This window comes from Streptomyces collinus Tu 365 (assembly GCF_000444875.1).
Taxonomy (GTDB): domain Bacteria; phylum Actinomycetota; class Actinomycetes; order Streptomycetales; family Streptomycetaceae; genus Streptomyces; species Streptomyces collinus_A.
On record NC_021985.1, the window covers coordinates 7,357,080 to 7,377,440 of the forward strand.

Sequence of the window (20,361 nt, forward strand, 5' to 3'; positions counted from 1 at the left end):
CCGGGCCGGATCGTCGCGATCGCCGTACGCATGGGCGTGACGGACTCACGCCCATGCCGATCCGGGAAGCCGCGGCCGGAGGAACGACAGGTCCCCCGACGGACGGGGGAGGCGGCCGGGCCGGGTCCGACGAGGCCGGCCGGCTACGCGGGGTCCGCCAGGGGCGCCGTCCGCCGCCACGGACGCCGGCTCTCCAACTCGTCGGCCAGGGCCAGCAGCGCGTCCTCCGTCCCGGGGCGGCCCGCCAGCTGCACCGCGCAGGGCGCGCCGGAGGGCAGGGTGCCGAACGGCACCGACATCGCCGGCCAGCCCGTCAGATTCCACGGCGGCGTCAACGGCGAATACGCCGTGTTCACCAGGATGTTGCGCAGCCAGCCCCGCTCGTGCCAGGCGACGGCCCGAGGCGAGCGGCGGGCGAGGGCCGGGGTGAGCAGCACGTCGTGCTCGGTGAAGAACGGCGTCAGCCGGGCCCGCAGCCGCTCGCGCCCGTCCCCGGTGCGGACCGAGGCCACGAAGCGGCGGCCCACCGCCGCGTGCACCCGGGTGCGCCGGGTCAGCCGCGCCGGGTCCAGGCCCTCCGCGTCGACGGCCGTACCGGCCGTCCAGTGCCGCAGCGAGGTGAGCCCCAGGTCGAGCGGATAGGGCGGCTCGGCCCGGCGGACCAGGTGCCCGGCGCCGGACAGCACCCCGGCCGCCTGCCGTACCGCCGTCGCGTACGGCGTACCGATCCGCACACCGGCCAGCGGACTGCGCAGCGCGACGGCGACGCGCAGCGACGGCCGTCGCTCGGGGCGTGCGAACGCGTGGTCCGCGAGGACCGACAGCATCAGCCGCAGATCCTCCACCGTGGTGGCCAGCGGCCCGTTCTCCGCCATGCCGAACCAGTCGCCCTCACCGATGCCCGCCGGCACCACCCCGTGCCCCGGTTTCAGCGTCACCAGACCGCAGTTGGCCGCCGGGATGCGCAGCGAGCCCATGCCGTCGTTGCCCAGCGCGAGCGGCACCAGACCCGCCGCGACGGCGGCCGCGCTGCCGCCGGACGAGCCGCCCGCCGTGCGGGAGGTGTCCCACGGGTTGCGGGCGGTGCCGTGCACGCCCTCCGTGGTGCCGAACACGCACAGCTCGGGCACGTTCGTCAGGCCCACGACCACCGCGCCCGCGGCCCGCAGCCGGGCCACCGTGACATGGTCCTCGGCGGCCGGGGTGTCCGCCGTGGCGGCCGAGCCGACCCGCATGGACTCGCCGCGCACCGCGAGGTTGTCCTTGACGGCCACCGGCACGCCCGCCAGAGGCAGTTCGGCCAGATCGGGCCGGCCCGCCACCTCGTCGGCCGCGGCGAGCGCCGAGGCGGCCGACACCGTGCGGAACGCGCCGATCCTGCCGTCCAGGCGCTCGATCCGCGCGAGGTGCTCCGCCACCACCTCACGGGGGGTGGCCCGCTTCTCGCGGACGGCGGCGGCGATCTCGGCGGCGGTACGGCCGGCCCAGTTGCTCACAGGTGCTCCTCGAAGGCGACGGTGTTCTCCGCTGCGCGGGAGCGTACCCGTCGGTACGCAGGCAGAACTGTGCACGGTCCCGCGCGCCACGTCGAGAGGCCGCCGGTGCGGCGGGCCCCGGACCTCAGGCGGGCGGCTCCTCCCGGCGGGCGGCGGGCGCCGTGCTGCCCCGGCTCGTCAGGCGGGGGACCGGCACACCGGCCGAGCGGGCCGGTTCGCCGTCCAGCAGGGCCAGGAGTTCGCGGGCCGCCGTGCGGCCGAACGCGGCGCTGTCGCGCGAGAGTGCCGACAGCCGCGGTGTGACCATGCGGCACAGGGCCGAGTCCTCCCAGGACACCACGGAGACGTCCCGGGGCACGGTGAAGCCGAGTTCGGCCGCGGCGGCGAGGCCGGCCACCGCCATCACGTCGTTGTCGTAGATCAGCGCCGTCGGGGGAGCGGACCCGCCGAGCACGCGGCGGGTCACGGCGGCACCCTCCGCGTCGGAGTAGTCGGTGGTCACCGAGCGCACCCCGGTCAGTCCCCGGCGCTCCGCCTCCGCGCGGAGCGTGGCGACCCGGCGCCGGGTGTGGGCGAGGCCCGCGAGACCCGCGATGTGCACGATCCGGCGGTGGCCGAGCGCCGTCAGCTCGTCGACGACCGAGGCCATCGCGCCGGCGTCGTCCGCCCAGACCGTGGACAGACCGGGACGGCACACGTCGGGGGCGCCGCCGATGACCACGGCGGGCAGGCCGAGTTCGTCCAGCAGGTCGGGGCGCGGGTCCTCGGCGCGCGGGTCGACCACCAGGACGCCGTCCACCCGGTGCTCCGCCCACCAGCGCCGGTAGACCGCGCACTCGTCGGCCACGTCCCGGGCCACCTGGAAGAGCAGGCCCAGATGACGCTCGGCGAGCACCTCCTGGATGCCGGAGACCAGATGGAGGAAGAAGGAGTCGACGCCCAGCGTGTCCGCCGGGCGGGCCAGCACGAAGCCCACCGTGGCCACGCCCTCGCCGGAGAGCGCGCGGGCCGCCGTGCTGGGGCGCCAGCCGAGCTGCTCGGCGACCCGGTGGACCCGGGCGCGGGTGGTCTCCGAGACCCCCGGCCGGCCGTTGAGGGCGAAGGACACCGCGCTCTCGGAGACCCCGGCGCGGCGGGCGATGTCCTTCATCGTCGGCCGGCGCGCGGGCGATCGCTTCTCCGGCACGCCCGCCCTCCCTTCCGTACAGGCCGGAACCGGCCAACTGCTAATGCGCTTGAGTGCACTTACCCTAAAGCGCATTAGCGATCGACCGCAACAGGTCTCAAGCACCGCTGTGACCAGGGCATTTGAGTCACTAATGACTTTAGCTGGGTCGAATCCATTGACGCGTCCGCCATTCGGTCGGCACAGTCTGGCCCGGCACCTTCCGCCCGTCCCCCCACCACAACCCGCCCCCACCGCAAAGGAGCCCCGCCGTCGTGCGTATCTCCCGCAGAACCTTCGCCGCCGTCGCCGTCGCCCTCGTCCTGCCGCTGAGCGCCTGCGGCTCGGGCGGCGACGGCGGCGGGCCGGCCGACGCCTCCGGCAAGGTCGAGGGCGACATCACCTTCCAGACCTGGAACCTGCGCGCCAACTTCAAGCCGTACTTCGAGGGACTGATCGCGGACTTCGAGAAGAAGTACCCCGCAACCCACGTGAAGTGGATCGACCAGCCCGCCGAGGGCTACGCCGACAAGATCAGCGCCGACGCCGCCGGCGGCACCCTGCCCGACGTCGTCAACGTCTCCCCGGACCTCGTCGCGCCCCTGGCGAAGGCCGGTCTCGCCCTCGACCTCGACAAGGCCGCCGCCCCGTACCGGTCCGAGTACCTCGACGGAGCATGGGCCAGCCACCGGGTTCCCGGGCTCAGCGGCACCTGGGCCTTCCCCTGGTACCTGAACACCGGCCCGCTCTTCTACAACAAGTCGCTGTTCGAGAAGGCCGGACTCGACGCCGGCAAGCCCCCCACGACGTACGGCGACCTGTTCGCCGACGCGCTGCGGATGGCCCGGAGCAGCGGCGGCAAGGTCGCCACGCTCGCCAACGTGCCCACGATCGAGGACTTCGGGCGCTACGGCGTGCCGCTGATGAACAAGGAAGGCACCGGCTTCGCCTTCGACGACGCCAAGGGAGTCGAACTCCTCACCAGGTACAAGGAGCTGTACGACGCCAAGGCGCTCGACCCGCAGGCGCTGACCGCCACCCCGGAGTCCTCCGGGAAGAAGTTCCTCACCGAGGCCGTCGCCATGAACCCCGGCAGCGCCCTGGACCTCGGCAACTTCAAGAAGCAGGCACCGGGCCTCTACAAGAACATCGGGATCACCGAGCAGATCACCAGCACCGGCCACGTCAACATGTACGTCATGGGCGTGATGGTCAACTCCCGTACCAGGCACACCCCGGCCGCCGTCGCCTTCGCCCACTTCGTCACCGACGCGCACAACCAGATGTCCTTCGCCAAGAAGGTCGCCATCTTCCCCAGCACCGCCGGCTCCCTCGACGACCCCTACTTCACCAAGGAGGACGGCACCGACGAGACCCGCGTACGCGTCGCCGCCGCCAAGTCCCTGAAGAACGCGGTCAACTACACGCCGGTGCTGTTCAGCGAGCAGATGAAGACCGCGCTGCGCAACGAGGTCGCCAAGGCCCTGCAGGGCAAGGAGAGCCCCAAGACGGCTCTCGACAACGCTGTCAAGGCGTGCGACCAGCTGCTGAAGCAGCAGGGCTGACCATGGCCGCCCCTACCGCACCGGCCCGGACACGGCGGCAACTGGCCACCACTCCCTGGCTGTTCGCCGCGCCCGGGCTGCTGGTCACCGGCGCCTTCGTGCTCTACCCGTTCGTGTCGACCGTGGTGAACTCCTTCACCGACCGCCGCACCCTGCTCCCGGGCCGCTTCGTCGGCCTCGCCAACTACCGCGAACTGCTCCACGACGACATGTTCTGGACCGGCCTGCGCAACAGCACCCTCTACATCGCCGGCGTCGTACCGGCCCTGGTGATCCTGCCGCTGCTGCTCGCCCTGCTGGTCCACAGGAACATCCCCGGCATCACCTTCTTCCGGTCCGCCTTCTACACCCCGGTCGTCGCCTCCATCGTGGTCGTCGGCCTGATCTGGGTGTGGCTGCTCGACGAACGGGGGCTGGTCAACTCCCTCCTTCAGGCCGTGGGCGTGGGGCGGGTCGGCTTCCTCAGCGACCAGTGGCTGCTGCTGCTGAGCGCCATGGCCGTGACCGTGTGGAAGGGCCTCGGCTACTACATGGTCATCTATCTGGCGGCGCTGGCGAACGTGCCGCGCGAACTGCACGAGGCGGCCGCCGTCGACGGCGCCGGCCCGGTCCGCCGCTTCCTCACGGTCACCGTGCCCGCCGTCCGCTCCACCATGGTGCTCGTCGCCGCGCTCTCCTCGGTCGCCGCCTTCAAGGTGTTCTCCGAGGTCTACCTGATGGCGGGCCCGAGCGGCGGCCCGGCCGGCGAGGACACCACCCTCGTCATGCTCGTCCAGCGCACCGGCACCGGCCTGACCGGCCGCGTCGGCTACGCCTCCGCCCTCTCCGTCGTCGTGTTCGCGGTCACCGTCGCCCTCATGCTGCTGGTGCTGCGGGCCGACCGCGGGGAGGAGTCATGAGCCTCCTGGAGAAGACCCCGCGCACCACGCGCCCGGCCGCACCGGCCGCCGCCCGGGAGCCCCGCATCACCGACGAGCACGGCCGCCGCGTCCGGCCCGGCGAACTCGTCCTGCGCTACCTGCTGCTGCTCGTCGTGCTCGCCCTCACCGTCGGGCCCTTCCTCTGGCAGCTCTCCACCTCCCTCAAGGGCCCCACCGAGGACATCTTCAGCTCCCCGCCGAGCTTCCTCCCGGCCCACCCCACCCTGCACAACTACGCGCGGGTCGCCGACACCATCCCGGTCTGGGACTACGCCCTGAACTCGCTGAAGGTCGCGAGCGCCGGCGTCGTGACCAACTGCGCCGGCTCCGCGCTCGCCGGGTACGCGCTCGCCCGGCTGCGCTACCGCGGCCGGCGCGCCACCACCCTCGTCTTCGTGCTGGCCATGCTGGTCCCGGTGGAGGGCATCGTCATCGCCCAGTTCACGACCATGCGCGAACTCGGACTCAACAACACGCTCGTCGGGGTCGTCCTGCCCGGCGCGGTCGGCGCGATGAACGTGCTCCTGATGCGCAACGCCTTCCGCGCCCTGCCGTACGAGATCGAGGAGGCCGCCTACGTCGACGGCGCCGACGCCTGGCAGCGGTTCCTGCGCATCGCCCTGCCGTCGGTCAGGGGCACCCTCGCCGTCGTCGCGATCTTCGCCTTCATGGGCGCCTGGGACGACTTCCTGTGGCCGCTCGTCGTGCTCAGCGACCCCGACCGCTTCACCCTCACCATCGGCCTGAACTACCTGCACGGCACCTTCGCGAACGACGAACGCCTGGTCGCCGCCGGCACCGTCATCGCCGTGGCCCCGCTCATCGCCCTCTTCGCCTGCCTCCAGCGGTACTTCTTCCGCGGGGTCGGCGAGGGCGCCGTCAAGGGCTGAGCCCCCACCCCCGCGAGGAGCAAGGACACCGCATGCCCGCTGCCGTCCGCTTCGGCGTCAACTACACCCCGAGCGAGGGCTGGTTCCACCACTGGCTCGACTTCGACCTCGACGCCGTGCGCGCCGACCTGGACGCGATCGCCGCCCTCGGCCTCGACCACGTCCGCGTCTTCCCGCTGTGGCCCTACTTCCAGCCCAACCGCACCCTGATCAGGCCCCGCGCCGTCGAGGACCTGGTACGGCTCGCCGACGCGGCCGCCGAACGCGGCCTCGACGTGGGCGTCGACGGCCTGCAGGGCCACCTGAGCAGCTTCGACTTCCTGCCCGCCTGGACCCGCACCTGGCACCGGCGCAACCTCTTCACCGACCCGGACGTCGTCGAGGGCCAGGCCGGCTACCTGCGCACCCTCGCCGCAGCGCTCGCCGACCGGCCCAACTTCCTCGGCATGACCCTCGGCAACGAGGTCAACCAGTTCGCCGCCGGACCGCACCCGGACCCCGACCGCATCACGCCCGAGGACGCCGAGCGCTGGCTCACCCGGCTGCTCGCCGCCTGCGCCGAGGGCGCCCCGGACCGGCCGCACCTGCACGCCTCGTACGACGCCGCCTGGTACCAGGACGACCAGCCCTTCACCCCCGGCCACTCCGCCCGCCTCGGCGCCCTCACCGCCGTGCACTCCTGGGTGTTCAACGGCACCGCACAGCGCCACGGCCGCACCTCCGTGCCCACCGAGCACCACGCCGCCTACCTGGTCGAGCTGAGCAAGGCCTGGGCCGAGGAGCCGCACCGGCCCGTCTGGCTCCAGGAGGTCGGCGCGCCGGCGCCCCTGGTGCCCGCCGAGCACGCGGCGGCCTTCACCGAGGCGACCGTCCGCAACGTCCTGGACTGCCCCGACCTGTGGGGCGTCACCTGGTGGTGCTCGTACGACGTCTCCCGCGCACTCGCCGACTTCCCCGAACTCGAGTACGGCCTCGGGCTGTTCACCAGCGACCGGCGGCCCAAGGACGTCGCCCGCGCGCTGGCCGACGCGGCCCGCGCACCCCACCCGCCGCCCGCCACCCGCACCACGGCCCTCGTCGTCCCCGCGGACCCCGCCCGCCGCTCCCGCTGCGCACCCGGCGGACCCGTCTTCGACGCCTTCTTCCGGCTGGTCGCCGACGGGGCCCGCCCCACCACCGTCCTGGACACCCGCGCGGACGACAAGGAGCACCTCACCGCCCGCGGCATCACCGAAGTCGTCACACCCGGCCAGGTACTCCCCACCCCACCCGGAGGCCCCCGCTCGTGAACCCCACCAGACGCACCGTCCTCGCCGCGGCCACCGCCGCCGTCCTCGCCCCCGTGCCGGTTCTCGGCCCGGTGCCCGCCCTCGCGGCCGGCCGGGCCCGGGCCGCCGCCACCCCGCCGTACGCCTCCTACTGGTACCCGGACTCCCTGCCCGCCGGCAGCCCCGGCCCCGGCATCACCTGGCGCAGCCTGAAGACCTGGCGGGCGGCCGACGACCCCGACCTCGCCTTCAACGCGGCCTCCGTCCCGCTCGCCCCCCGATTCACCCCGACCCCGGCGAACCCGACCGCCCGCGCCGGACAGGCCCGCGTCCAGGCCCTGGTCTCCTTCGGGCCCACCTCCGCCAACCCCTCCCAGGGCGCGGCCGACGCCGACTACTACGCCCTCACCCACTGGGCCTACCTCGACGAGCTGGTGTTCTGGGGCGGCTCGGCGGGTGAAGGGCTGATCCTGGCGCCGAACGCGCCCGTCGTGGACGCCGCCCACCGGCACGGCGTGCCCGTCCTCGGCAACGTCTTCCTGCCGCCCACCGCCTACGGCGGGCAGCTCCGCTGGACCCGCGACCTCGTCCAGCAGGACGCCGCCGGGCACTTCCCGCTCGCCGAGCGACTCGTCGCGGTGGCGGCGGCGTACGGCTTCGACGGCTGGTTCGTGAACGCCGAGACCGGCGGCGGGAACACCACGCTCGGCACCGCGATGCTCGGCTTCGTCAAGGAGCTGAGGACGCTCGCGGCCGCCCGGGGACAGCGGGTGACCTGGTACGACGCGATGACCGTCGACGGCACGGTCGCCTGGCAGGGCGCCCTGGACAGCCAGAACCAGGCGTTCTTCCAGGCCGCCGACGACATCTTCGTCGACTTCCGGTGGAGCGCGGCCACCCTCGCCGCCTCGGGGACGAAGGCCGAGCAGCTGGGGCGCAGCCGGTACGCGCTGTGGACGGGCGTCGACGTCGAGTCGAACGGCCCGGACACCCCGGTGGACTGGGACGCGATCGTCCCCACCGGCAAGCCGCACGTCGCCTCGGTCGGCTTCTACCGGCCCGAGTGGACCCGCGACCACCTCCCGGCCGACCGGCGTTCCCCGGCCGACTTCCACGCGGCCGACGACCGGTTCTGGACCGGCCGCTCCCTTGACCCGGCGCGACCGGACGCGACCGACCCGTGGCGGGCGCCCGCCGTGTCGGTGGCGGACCGCTCGACGGTGTCCTCGGTGCCGTTCGCGAGCGTGTTCAACACCGGGCACGGCCTGCGCTGGTACGAGGCCGGAGCGGTCACCTCGGACGCGCCCTGGAACCACCTCGGGCTCCAGGACCGGCTGCCCTCGCGCCGCTGGACGGTACGGACGGCGGGCGAGCGGCCCGCCGTCTCCTTCGACTTCGACGACGCCTGGCGCGGCGGGAGCAGTGTGCTGGTCGCCGGCGCCCTCGACCGGCCGGCGGTGCTCGACCTGTACGCGACCCGGCTGACGGTCACCCGGGACGCCGTGGCCGAGCTGACCTACAAGGCCGAGACCGGGGAGGCGGACGTCGAACTGGCCGTCGCGACCGGCGAACCGGCGGCGCCCGGGGCGGCACCGCCGTACCGGTACCTGCCGGTCCACCCGGGCGGCCGGGCGTGCCGCACGAACTCCGTCAACGGCTGGCGGACGGTGGAGGTGCCGCTCACCGGTGTCGCCGGCACCGTGCACGCCCTCGGGGTCCGGCTCACCGGCCGCGGCTCACCGGTGCGCTGGCGGCTCGGCGCGCTCGCCGTCCGCGACCCGGCCGGCCCGCCCGCGGCGCCCGCCGCCCCCTCCGGCTTCCGCGTCACCGCGGCGGACGGCGGCGACCTGCGCCTCGCCTGGAACGCGGCCCCGGGGCCCGTCCGCCACTACACCGTGCACCGCGTCCTGCCCGACGGCACCCGCCGCTTCCTCGGCGGCACCTGCCAGCGCGCCTTCTTCGTAGCCGGTCAGCGGCCCGGGCCGGCCGAGAGCGCCGCACGGTTCGAACTGCGCAGCGTGGGGGAGCTCTACAACGCCTCGACCGCCGTGACCGTCACTCACACCTGGTAATCACCCCGGACACCCCAGCAGGGAGCACCCCGCATGCATGACGACCGCACTCTGGTCGAAGCCCGCCTCCGGCGCGTCCTCGACGAACGCATCCGCCCCGCCGTGTACCCCGAGTCCGTGCCGCTGCGGGTCGCCGTCTGGCACGCCCCGGGCGAGCCGGTCCCGGTCGCTCAGGGGCTGGCGGCCGAGCCCGTGCCGATCGAGGTCGGCGCCCGGTGGGGTGCCCCCTGGGGCACGAGCTGGTTCACGGTGACCGGCACCGTGCCCGAGGCGTGGGCGGGCCGGACCGTGGAGGCCCTGCTCGACCTGGGGTTCGACGAGAACATGCCCGGGTTCCAGTGCGAGGGCCTGGTCTACCGCCCCGACGGCACACCGGTGAAGGGTCTCAACCCGCGCAACCAGTGGGTACGCGTCGCCGCTCCCGCCGCCGGCGGCGAGGAGGTGCGCCTGCACGTCGAGGCCGCCTCCAACCCTGTCCTCCTCGACTACCACCCGTTCCGGCCCACCCCGCTCGGCGACCTGGACACCGCCGGGCACGAGCCGCAGTACACGCTCACCCGCATGGACCTCGCCGTCCTGGACGAGACCGTGTGGCAGCTGGTGCTCGACCTGGAGGTGCTGGGCGAGCTGATGGCCGAGCTGCCCGAGGACTCCGCGCGCCGCCACGACATCCTGCGCGCGGTCGACCGGGCGCTGGACGCGGTGGACCTCCAGGACGTGAACGGCACGGCGGACCGGGCCCGGGAGCGGCTCTCCGGCGTGCTGGCCGCCCCCGCGGTGCCGTCCGCGCACCGGATCAGCGCCGTCGGACACGCGCACATCGACTCGGCCTGGCTGTGGCCGCTGCGCGAGACCGTGCGCAAGGTGGCCCGTACGACGTCCAACATGACCGCGCTCCTCGACGACGAGCCGGACTTCGTCTTCGCGATGTCCCAGGCGCAGCAGTGGGCGTGGGTGAAGGAGCACCGGCCCGAGGTGTGGGCCCGGGTGAAGAAGGCGGTGGCGGGCGGGCGGTTCGTGCCGGCCGGCGGGATGTGGGTGGAGTCGGACACCAACATGCCGGGTTCGGAGGCGATGGCCCGTCAGTTCGTGCACGGCAAGCGGTTCTTCCTCGACGAGTTCGGCATCGAGAACGAGGAGGCGTGGCTGCCCGACACCTTCGGCTTCGCCGCGGGACTGCCGCAGATCATCAGGGCGGCCGGCTCCAAGTGGCTGCTGACGCAGAAGATCTCCTGGTCCCGGACCAACCGGTTCCCGCACCACACCTTCCAGTGGGAGGGCATCGACGGCACCCGGATCTTCACCCACTTCCCGCCCGTCGACACCTACAACTGCTCGATGAAGGGCGCCGAGATCGCCCACGCGGCCCGTAACTTCCGCGACAAGGGCCGCGCCCGGCACTCGCTGGCGCCCACCGGCTGGGGCGACGGGGGCGGCGGCACGACCCGCGAGATGGTCGCCAAGGCGGCCCGGCTGCGGGACCTGGAGGGTTCGGCGACCGTCGCCTGGGAGACGCCCGCCGCGTTCTTCGCGAAGGCCGAGGCGGACTACCCCGACCCGCCGGTCTGGGTCGGCGAGCTGTACCTCGAACTGCACCGCGCCACGCTGACCAGCCAGGCCAAGACCAAACAGGGCAACCGGCGCAGCGAACACCTGCTGTACGAGGCCGAGTTGTGGGCGGCCACCGCGGCCGTGCGCACCGGCTTCCACTACCCGTACGAGGACCTGGACCGGATCTGGAAGACGGTCCTGCTGCACCAGTTCCACGACATCCTGCCCGGCTCCTCCATCGCGTGGGTGCACCGGGAGGCCCGGGCGACGTACGAGCGGGTCGCCGCCGAGCTGGAGGGGATCACCGGGGCCGCGCAGCGGGCCCTGGCGGGCGAGGGGGACACGCCGCTGGTGTTCAACGCCGCCCCGCACCCGCGCGCCGGCGTCCCGGCCGGCGGGGCGGCGACGGCGCGGACGGAGGGCGCCACGACGCTCCGGCCCCGCCCGGACGGCGGGCACGTGCTGGACAACGGCCTGCTGAGGATCGAGATCGACGCCCGCGGCCTGGTCGTCTCCGCCCGCGACCTGGCGGCCGGCCGCGAGACGATCGCTCCCGGCGCCGCGGCCAACCTGCTCCAGCTGCACGCCGACTTCCCGAACATGTGGGACGCCTGGGACGTGGACGAGTTCTACCGGAACACGGTCACCGACCTCACGGACGCCGACGCGGTGACGGCGGGAGAGGACGGCTCCTCGGTACGGGTCGTGCGGTCCTTCGGCGCGTCCCGGGTCACCCAGGTGCTGTCGCTGCCGCCGGGGGAGGGGCGCCTGGTGCTGGACACGGAGGTCGACTGGCACGAGACGGAGAAGTTCCTGAAGCTGGCCTTCCCGCTGGACCTGCACGCCGAACGGTACGCGTCCGAGACGCAGTTCGGGCACTTCCACCGGCCCACCCACACCAACACCTCGTGGGAGGCGGCCAAGTTCGAGGCGTGCAACCACCGGTTCGTGCACCTGGAGGAACCCGGCTGGGGCGTCGCGGTCGTCAACGACTCGACGTACGGGCACGACGTGACCCGCACCGTCCGCACCCGGGGCGACCGGGGTACGACCACCACGGTCCGGGTGTCGCTGCTGCGCGCCCCGCGGTTCCCCGACCCCGAGACGGACCAGGGCGTGCACCGTTTCCGGCACGCGCTGGTGCCCGGCGCGGGGATCGCCGACGCGGTCCGCGAGGGCTGGCGGATCAACGTGCCCGAGCGCCGCGCGACCGGTGCCGGCGCGGTGTCCCCGCTGGTCACGGTGGACAACCCGGCGGTCGTGGTGACCGCCGTGAAGCTGGCCGACGACGGCAGCGGCGACGTCGTGATCCGCTTCCACGAGGCCCACGGCGGGCGGGCCACCGCCACTCTGGAGCTGGGCTTCCCGGCCGCGGACTGCACCGTGACGGACCTGCTGGAGCGGCCCGGCGCCGAGGGCCAGCCCCCCGCACTCGACGGCGACCGGCTCACCGTACGACTGCGGCCCTTCGAGCTGACGACCCTGCGGCTGCGCAGGGCATGAGCCGACGGCGGGCGGGGCGAGCCTGGACGGCCGCCCCGCCCGGCCCGCCCGCCTTGCCCACGCCGCCCTCGGCCACCCGCCCGCCGTCCGGGCTTCTCCCCGGGCCGCCGCAGCCGGGATGATGTGCGGATGAGACGAAGAAGGGTTCCCGACCACTCCTGGGCCGCGGAGCCCGACCCTCTGCTGGCCCTGGCCCAGCGGGAGTTGGCGTTCTACGCGCGGGCCTGCGACCGGGCCAGGCGGCTGCACCACGTCACCGAACTGGGCGCCCTGCTCAGCACGTCGGTGACGGTCGTGGCCGCCGGGCTGCACGCCCCCGCCTGGCTCACCGCGCTGATCGCGGGCGGCGCCGTCTTCTTCACCGGCATGCGCCAGCTCTACGGCGCCGGGTCGCGCTGGGTGCTGGCCGCGCAGGCGCGGGAGGCGCTGCGCCGGGCGCTCGACCGCTACCTGCTGCTGTCCCCGGCGGAGCGTGACGAGGCGGCCCGGCAGGCGCTGCAGAGCGTGGTCGAGGAGGTCGGCGCGAACGAGCTGCGCACCTGGGCCGAGACGCAGGGCGGCCGTCCCGAGGCGGCGCCGCTGCCCCCGGTGCAGACGTGAGGGCCCCTCGGCCGCAGCGGCGTCGAGGTGCGCCCGCTCGGCTTCGGCACCCTCCACACCCCGGTGGACGACGAGACGGCGCACCACCTCACCCTCTGGCGTGAGCCGTGCCGCCGTCCTGCCGGGCTGCGCGGGGGCCCGCCCCCGCCACGCGTGAACGCAGCCGCCCGGCGCGCGCGTGAGCCCGGGCGCTCGCCGCGCTGCGAGCGAGCCGTGCCGCTCCACGCCGCCGGGCGTGAACCTCACCACCTCACCCCCTGGCGTGAGCCGTGCCGCCGTCCGCCGCTCGCGCCGCCTGACCCCACGCCCCGCACCGCCGGGACCGCTGCGCCGCACGCGAACCCCGCCCAAGCCCACCACGCGTCGGCACCATCCCGCCCTCGTACCCCGGCCCCCGCTAAGACCCCCGAGCCCCCGTCGCCAGCCTCGTGGGCGGCAGGTACTCGCGTACGTACGTCCGGTCCCAGCAGGCCCCCGTCTCGCGGAGTTCGCGCCAGGTCGTGTAGCGGTAGCGGAAGAGGCGGGCGCGGATGTGGCGGGGTGGGGTGTCGGGGGGGAAGGGGGAGCGGCGCAGCAGTCTCAGGGTGTCGCGGTCGTTCTCCAGCAGCCGTTCCACCAGGCCGCCGAACCAGTCGCCGGCGTAGGCGGGGGAGAGGGCGGCGAACCACATCAGCCAGTCCAGGCGCAGGTGGTAGGGCGCGAACTGGCGGGGCCAGTGCCGGGGGTCGCCCGGCTTGCCCCGGAACTCGTACTCCCGCCAGTCGGAGTCCTCGCGCGGCACGTCGTCCAGCGTGCCCTCGACGACCACCTCGTAGCGGACCCGGCTGACGCTGCCGAACGCCCCGTAGGTGTTCACCAGGTGCAGCGGGTCGAAGGAGCGGTTCATCACCTGGCGCCGGGAGACCATGTTCCGCACCGGGTGGTAGCTCAGGAACAGCAGCAGCGCGGCCACCGCGAGCACGACCACCTCGTACCAGAGCGGCGCCGCGGGCACGGACGGCGCGCCGGTGGGCAGCCGGAGCGCGGACAGGGCCAGCACGACGGTGATCCAGTTCAGCCAGGAGAAGTTGCCCGACATCACCAGCCACAGCTGGGTGACGATCATCAGGGCGGCCGCGGCCGACGCGATCGGCTGGGGCGTGAAGAGCAGCACCGGCACGACGAGCTGCGTGAGGTGGTTGGCCGCCACCTCCGCCCGGTGCAGCGGCCCCGGCAGGTGGTGGAAGAACCAGCTCAGCGGTCCCGGCATCGGCTGCGTCTCGTGGTGGTAGTACAGGCAGGTCAGCTTCCGCCAGCAGGCGTCGCCGCGCAGCTTGATCAGCCCGGCCCCGAACTCGACCCGGAACAGGATCCAGCGCAGCAGGAACAGCACGACGACGGGCGGCGCGACCTCGTCGTTGCCGAGGAACGCGGCCAGGAACCCCGTCTCCAGCAGCAGCGACTCCCAGCCGAACGCGTACCACGTCTGGCCCACGTTGACGATCGACAGGTACAGCGCCCAGGGCACCAGCCACAGCGGGATCGCGGCCCACAGCGGCAGCAGCGAGTCCGCCCCCGCCAGCAGGGCCGCCGACACCGCGCAGCCCGCCCAGGCGCAGGCCGCGAAGAACCGGTCCGAGTAGTGGAGCTGGAACAGGCTGGGGGCCCGCCTGAACCGCACCCGCGCCGTGAACCGCGGGACCGGCAGCATGCCGCGCGCGCCGAGCAGGGGCCGGAACTGGAGGGCCGCCGTCAGGAAGGCCACGAGGTACACGGCGGCCAGGGCCCGCTGGAAGACCAGCCGGCTCAGCCAGTAGTCGGGTGCGGTGAACCAGTCCACGGCCGTGCGCTCCTGCCTCCAGTGTGGCCGCCGCGACGCGAGGGACCCCAGCGGCGCGGGAAGGGCCCGTCACTGCGTGTACCTCGCCGCTCCGCCCGCGTAACCCGGACGGGTCCGCCGACCGCCGCCGGTGGGGACCCCGTCCGGTCCGGGCCCGCTCGAAGAATCCGGCAAACCCTGGCAAGGTGGGCGCATGGCTGATCGGGGAGCGAGTGCCCTGTCACTCCCGGAGGACTGGCCCGCCCACCCGGATCCGATCCTGGCGCTCAACCGCATGGGCAGCTTCGACTGGGACCTGGACACCGGTCTGTTCAGCATGGACGCCCAGGCGCACGAGATCTTCGACCTGCGCCCCGAGGAGTACGACGGACGCCCCGAGAGCCTGACCCCGCGGGTGCCGCGCGCCGAGGGGCACCGCCTCGACGCCCTGGTGGCCCAGGCCATCAAGGACGGCCGGGAGAACTACGGCGCCTACTTCCGCGTCCGCCGCCGCGACGGGACCCTGCGCTGGACGCACACCCAGGGGTACATACGGCGGGACGGCACCGGCCGCCCCCGGCGGATCATCGGCATCGTCCGGGACGCCACCGAGGAGCTGGACGAGGCGGTGGTGAGCCGGGAGCCGGCCGCGCAGGACGCCGCCCGGCGCGGGCAGACCAACGTCGTCCAGATCGCCACGGCGGCCCTCGCCCACGCGCGCACCGTCCAGGACGTCATCGACGTCGTCAAGGACACCCACGGCCTCACTCTGCTCGGCTCCACCAGCATGGTCCTCGGCCTCGTCGAGGCCGGCCGCATCCGGCTCGTCGCCGAGGGCCCCGCCGGCACCTTCGTGCCCGGCACGCGGATCACCCGTATCGAGGAGCCCTACCCGATGAGCGAGGCGGTGCGCACCCTGAGCCCCTGCTTCATCGAGTCCCCCGAGGAGTTCGCCGACCGCTTCCCCGCACTGTGGGGACAGATCACCGGGCTGCGCATCACCGCCGCGGCCTATCTGCCGCTCATCGCCCAGGCCCGGCCGATCGGGGCGATGGGCCTGCTCTACAGCGACCGGCGCGGCTTCTCACGCGAGGAGCGCGACGTGCTGGTCGCGCTCGGCAGCAGCATCGCGCAGAGCCTGCAGCGCGCCATGCTCTACGAGCAGGAGAAGGACCTCGCCCAGGGCCTCCAGCAGGCCATGCTGCCGCGCACCATCCCGAGCGTGCGGGGCGCCGACGTGGCCGTCCGCTACCGCGCCGCCACCGTCGGCGGGGCTCTCGGCCGGGACATCGGCGGCGACTGGTACGACCTGATCCCGCTGCCCGGCGAGAAGGTCGGCGCCGTCATCGGCGACGTCCAGGGCCACGACACGCACGCGGCGGCCGTGATGGGCCAGCTCCGCATCGTGCTGCGCGCCTACGCCGCCGAGGGCCACACCCCGGCCACCGTGATGGCCCGTGCCTCCGTCTTCCTGCGCGAACTGGACACCGACCGCTTCGCCACCTGCCTGTACGCGGAGGCCGACCTGTCCACCGGGGTGGTCCAGGTGGTCCGGGCCGGGCACATCGACCCGGTCGTCCGGCACGCCGACGGCACCTGCCGGCGGGTCACCGTCGAGGGCGGGCTGCCGCTCGGTCTGTCCGCCGAGTTCGGCCGCCTCGAATACCCGGTCTCCACCCTCGAACTCGACCCCGGCCACACCCTGCTGCTGTGCACCGACGGCCTGGTCGAACAGCCCGGCGTCGACCTCGACGACGGGATGCTGGCCCTGACCGCCCTCATCGACAGCGGCCCCGAGGAGGTGCGCGACCTCGCCGACCGGCTGATCCGGATGGCCGAGGAACGCGGCGGCGACGACGACGTGGCCCTGCTCCTGCTGCGCCGCCGCGCCCCCGAGGCCCCGCGGGCGGGGGGCCGGCTCCAGCAGCACGTGGCGCCCGGCGACCCCGAGGCCCTCACCCAGGCCCGGCACATGATCCGGGCCGCAGTCCGCTCCTGGGGCGCCCGCGACCGGTCCGACGAGATCGAGCTGGTCGCCGACGAGCTGATCACCAACGCCCTGATGCACACCGAGGGCTCCGCGATCGTCACCGTGCGGGTCCTGGAGGGCAGCGGCCGCCGGCTGCGGGTCGAGGTGGAGGACTCCTCCAGCGCTCTGCCGCGCCGCCGGGACGCGGGGGAGAACGGCGTCTCCGGCCGCGGGCTGCTCCTGGTCGACCGGCTCGCCGACGTGTGGGGCGTGGAGGCGCGCGGCGGCGGCAAGGCCGTGTGGTGCGAGTTCGCGGTGCCGGACGCGACGCGGTCCGGCGGCGGCTGAGCGGCCGTGCGCCGGCGGCGCCGGATGGCACCCTGGACGTATGCCGGAACTGCCCGAGGTCGAAGCGCTGAAGGACTTCCTCACCGAGCACCTGGTCGGCCGCCGGGTGGTGCGGGTGCTGCCGGTCGCCGTCAGCGTCCTGAAGACGTACGAGCCCCCGCTCACCGCCCTCGAGGGCGGCGAGGTCACCGCCGTGGACCGGTACGGCAAGTTCCTCGACCTCGCGACGGACGGCGGACCGCACCTGGTCACCCATCTGGCCCGCGCGGGCTGGCTGCAGTGGCGGGACCGGCTGCCGGACGGCCCGCCCCGCCCGGGCAAGGGCCCGCTCGCGCTGCGCGTGGCGCTGGAGACGGGCGAGGGCTTCGACCTCACCGAGGCCGGCACCCAGAAGCGCCTCGCGGTGTACGTCGTCCGGGACCCGCGGGAGGTGCCCGGCATCGCCCGCCTCGGCCCCGACCCGCTCGCCGCGGACTTCGACGAGGAACGGCTCGCCGCCCTGCTGACGGACGAGCGGCGCCGGATCAAGGGCGCGCTGCGCGACCAGAGCCTGATCGCGGGGGTGGGCAACGCCTACAGCGACGAGATCCTGCACGCGGCGAAGATGTCCCCGTTCAAGATCGCCGCCTCGCTCACCCCCGAGGAGGTGCACCGGCTGTACGAGGCGCTGCGCACCACCCTGACCGAGGCGGTCGAGCGCTCACGCGGCCTGGCGGCGGGCCGTCTGAAGGCGGAGAAGAAGAGCGGCCTGCGCGTCCACGGACGCACCGGCGAGCCGTGCCCGGTCTGCGGCGACACCATCCGCGAGGTCTCCTTCAGCGACTCCTCGCTCCAGTACTGCCCCACCTGCCAGACCGGCGGCAAGCCCCTCGCGGACCGCCGCCTGTCGCGCCTGCTCAAGTAGCGGCGCCGGGTGTCCGCGCGGTCTCAGCTCGGGTCGAGCGACACCAGCCGCTGCCCGTCCGTGGTGCGTACGTCGTAGTGGGCGATCTGGTCCGGGTGCATGGTGGAGCCGGCCATCGTCATGGTCGTGCCGGTGTCGCGGGTGCCCACGGACCAGCCGCCGACGACCTGCTCGGAGCCGTCGCGGCCCACGACGACCAGCCGGCAGGAGTGGGGGCCGGAGGCGTCCTTGACCTCCAGGCGCATCAGGCTGCCGGAGTCCCCGTCCTCGGTGGTCACGCGGGCCCACACGCCGGTGCCGGGGTCGGTGGCCGCGGTGACCCGGGAGGCCGGCTCGCCGTGCCCGGCGAAGGCCGTGAGCGCCGGTGCGGCCACCGCGAGCACCACCGAGGCGGCCAGGCCGTAGAGCAGGCGGCGGCGCCGGGCCCGGTGCCGGACCGTCAGTTCGCCCAGGAGCCGGTCGAGCAGCCGGGGACCGGGCTGGGCCATGGGGTGCACGAAGCGCGGCGTGGCACGGCGGTACAGCATCAACTGCCGTGCGGCGGGACCGAACTCGGTCACCTGTGCCGCGCACTGGGGGCACTCCATGAGGTGGTCCTCGAAGCGGAAGGACTCCGCCTCGTCCAGCACGCCGAGCGCGTACGCGCCGACGTCGCGATGCCTTTCCAGGGACCTCATGCCGAATCCTCGTGCCGATGGGTGTGGGTGGGGTGACTCCTTGCTCCCATCCGTACGCAGACGACAACCGAATCACTCAAGGCACACACCGAATCGTGACCTAGAGGTTCGGAGCGGCCCGGCCCGCGGATTGGTCAGGATCGCAGAAAAAACCGAAGAGGCCGGAACGCGGCAGGTCCAGGGCTCAGAAGAGGTGGATGGCCAGGTGTCCCAGCGGCAGTCCGAGCCGCCACGCGGGGGTCCACACCTTCGGTCCGTCGTCCTCCCCGAACACCGCGCCGCCGCCCGGCACCGCGTCCAGGTCGGGCGCGAGCAGCTCGGTCTCCTCCAGCCAGCGCCAGGCCTCGGCGGCCAGGGCCAGGTCGGGCGACGGCGCGCCGGCCGCGGCATCCTCGCCGGCCAGCTCGGCCATCCGCTCGCCCACCCACTCCTGCCACGGCTGGTCGTACGCGGTCAGGGACAGCCAGTTCTCCAGCTGCGAGACCACCCGGATGCCGGACAGCTCGCCGTCGGTGTCCGAGAGGAAGACCGTCAGGGCCAGCGCGTCCCGGCCGGCCCGGAACTCGAAGGACGTCGGCGGCATCAGATCGCCGGTGCGCAGCAGTTCGTCGGCGATGTACTCGGCGTACAGCCAGGCCATGGGGACGGCGAGTTCACCCCCGCCGGTGCCGTCCGTGCTCTCGTGACCTCTGTGCAGCATCCCTTCCTGCCTTCCTCCGGTGCGTGCGCGTCGCCCGAACCCCTGGACCCGTTGTGGGCGGCCCCGTCCGGAACACGGATGAGGACAGCTGATGGCCCGAACGGGGGTCACAGCAAGGCGCTTTGCCGAGGTTTGACCAAGGCTCCGGTTTCACCGCAGGTCGGCCGCGTAACCCGGAAGGACCCGGCGCAGGGCGCGCAGCGCGTAGTAGGCGCGCGACTTCACGGTACCGGGCGGGATCCCGAGGGCCGTCGCGGCCTCCGCCACACTGGCCCCGCGGAAGTACACGAGTACCAGAACGTCACGGTGCTCCGGAGTGAGTGTCTTCACAGCCTCCCGGACATCGAGCACCGCGGTGGCCCGCTCGGCGTGGTCGGCGGTCACCCGGGCGTTCTCCGGCACCTCGTCGCCCACCTCGAAGGGCCGCGCCCGCCGGGCCCGCCGCGCGTCGATCGCGAGCCGCCGGGCCACGGTCAGCAGCCAGGGCCGTACGGAGTCGAAGTCGGCCGCCCGCAGCGCCTCGGGATGCTGCCAGGCGCGCACCAGGGTCTCCTGCACGAGGTCCTCGGCGCGCTGGCGGTCCCCGTCGCTCAGCCGCAGCAGCAGGGCGAAGAGGGGGCCGCCGTGGTCGCGCTGGAGCGCGGCGAGCTCGTGCTCGGCGGTCGTCGTCCCGGGGGGAAGTGAGGTTCCGGCCGTCATGGCCGTATCGCAGCGCAGGGCGCGGCCGGGGGACAGGGGGCGCGCCCGGCTCTGCGACGGACGGTCGATCGCGGCGGTGAACGGTCGCACACGTGACCTTCCGCCGCACGGGGAGAGCACCGGATGGGTTAATTCGGGCGCTCGGGTTGTTTGCGTCGAGGGCCGGTTTCATACCCATATGCCCGTCAAGGCTTTGTCGGTAAATAAGACGTCCGCACAGACGACGACGATCCTGG

15 protein-coding genes are annotated in these 20,361 nt (G+C 73.8%); 9 read left to right on the forward strand and 6 right to left on the reverse strand.

Annotated features, from left to right (window positions below; all coding sequences use genetic code 11):
• Positions 1 to 143: 143 nt before the first annotated feature.
• Together B446_RS31890 and B446_RS31895 are read right to left on the reverse strand one after the other, a co-directional pair.
• Positions 144 to 1,496: an amidase gene (locus B446_RS31890; protein WP_020943571.1), complete on the reverse strand. Its 1,353-nt coding sequence runs from the start codon at positions 1,494 to 1,496 to the stop codon at positions 144 to 146.
• A gap of 124 nt (positions 1,497 to 1,620) precedes the next feature.
• A complete protein-coding gene (locus B446_RS31895; protein WP_020943572.1) occupies positions 1,621 to 2,682 on the reverse strand; it encodes a LacI family DNA-binding transcriptional regulator in 1,062 nt (353 codons plus the stop codon).
• 254 nt (positions 2,683 to 2,936) lie between these two features.
• Between B446_RS31895 and B446_RS31900 the strand changes: the two genes are divergently transcribed.
• From B446_RS31900 to B446_RS31930, 7 genes are all read left to right on the forward strand, one after another.
• Positions 2,937 to 4,226 carry an ABC transporter substrate-binding protein gene (locus B446_RS31900; protein ID WP_020943573.1) on the forward strand — a complete coding sequence of 430 codons (1,290 nt, stop codon included), beginning with the start codon at positions 2,937 to 2,939 and terminating at the stop codon, positions 4,224 to 4,226.
• Between the two features lie 2 nt (positions 4,227 to 4,228).
• Positions 4,229 to 5,125 carry a carbohydrate ABC transporter permease gene (locus B446_RS31905; RefSeq protein ID WP_020943574.1) on the forward strand — a complete coding sequence of 299 codons (897 nt, stop codon included), beginning with the start codon at positions 4,229 to 4,231 and terminating at the stop codon, positions 5,123 to 5,125.
• Positions 5,122 to 6,036 carry a carbohydrate ABC transporter permease gene (locus B446_RS31910; RefSeq protein ID WP_020943575.1) on the forward strand — a complete coding sequence of 305 codons (915 nt, stop codon included), beginning with the start codon at positions 5,122 to 5,124 and terminating at the stop codon, positions 6,034 to 6,036. The genes B446_RS31905 and B446_RS31910 overlap by 4 nt, the downstream gene beginning before the upstream one ends.
• Before the next feature lie 32 nt (positions 6,037 to 6,068).
• Entirely contained in the window at positions 6,069 to 7,325 is a 1,257-nt protein-coding gene (locus tag B446_RS31915; RefSeq protein ID WP_020943576.1) for a glycoside hydrolase 5 family protein, read from the forward strand.
• Complete coding sequence (locus B446_RS31920) at positions 7,322 to 9,376, forward strand: endo-beta-N-acetylglucosaminidase (protein ID WP_020943577.1); 2,055 nt, start codon at positions 7,322 to 7,324, stop codon at positions 9,374 to 9,376. The genes B446_RS31915 and B446_RS31920 overlap by 4 nt, the downstream gene beginning before the upstream one ends.
• A gap of 33 nt (positions 9,377 to 9,409) precedes the next feature.
• Entirely contained in the window at positions 9,410 to 12,430 is a 3,021-nt protein-coding gene (locus B446_RS31925) for an alpha-mannosidase (RefSeq protein WP_020943578.1), read from the forward strand.
• A gap of 129 nt (positions 12,431 to 12,559) precedes the next feature.
• Complete coding sequence (locus B446_RS31930) at positions 12,560 to 13,030, forward strand: DUF4231 domain-containing protein (protein WP_020943579.1); 471 nt, start codon at positions 12,560 to 12,562, stop codon at positions 13,028 to 13,030.
• Positions 13,031 to 13,427: 397 nt separating this feature from the next.
• On the opposite strand, the gene B446_RS31935 is transcribed toward B446_RS31930, so the two are convergent.
• Positions 13,428 to 14,849 carry a lipase maturation factor family protein gene (locus tag B446_RS31935; RefSeq protein WP_020943580.1) on the reverse strand — a complete coding sequence of 474 codons (1,422 nt, stop codon included), beginning with the start codon at positions 14,847 to 14,849 and terminating at the stop codon, positions 13,428 to 13,430.
• A gap of 193 nt (positions 14,850 to 15,042) precedes the next feature.
• On the opposite strand from B446_RS31935, the gene B446_RS31940 reads away from it, so the two are divergent.
• Both B446_RS31940 and B446_RS31945 read left to right on the forward strand, forming a co-directional pair.
• Complete coding sequence (locus tag B446_RS31940) at positions 15,043 to 17,145, forward strand: SpoIIE family protein phosphatase (RefSeq protein WP_020943581.1); 2,103 nt, start codon at positions 15,043 to 15,045, stop codon at positions 17,143 to 17,145.
• A gap of 40 nt (positions 17,146 to 17,185) precedes the next feature.
• On the forward strand, positions 17,186 to 18,049 hold the full coding sequence (locus B446_RS31945; RefSeq protein ID WP_020943582.1) for an Fpg/Nei family DNA glycosylase: 864 nt from the start codon (positions 17,186 to 17,188) through the stop codon (positions 18,047 to 18,049).
• A 23-nt stretch (positions 18,050 to 18,072) separates the two neighbouring features.
• On the opposite strand, the gene B446_RS31950 is transcribed toward B446_RS31945, so the two are convergent.
• The 3 genes from B446_RS31950 to B446_RS31960 all read right to left on the reverse strand — a co-directional run bounded on the left by B446_RS31950 (position 18,073) and on the right by B446_RS31960 (position 20,125).
• Positions 18,073 to 18,726: a zf-HC2 domain-containing protein gene (locus B446_RS31950; protein ID WP_020943583.1), complete on the reverse strand. Its 654-nt coding sequence runs from the start codon at positions 18,724 to 18,726 to the stop codon at positions 18,073 to 18,075.
• Between the two features lie 184 nt (positions 18,727 to 18,910).
• Positions 18,911 to 19,426 carry a hypothetical protein gene (locus B446_RS31955; protein ID WP_020943584.1) on the reverse strand — a complete coding sequence of 172 codons (516 nt, stop codon included), beginning with the start codon at positions 19,424 to 19,426 and terminating at the stop codon, positions 18,911 to 18,913.
• Between the two features lie 150 nt (positions 19,427 to 19,576).
• A complete protein-coding gene (locus tag B446_RS31960) occupies positions 19,577 to 20,125 on the reverse strand; it encodes a sigma-70 family RNA polymerase sigma factor (protein WP_043479521.1) in 549 nt (182 codons plus the stop codon).
• Positions 20,126 to 20,361 lie beyond the last annotated feature (236 nt).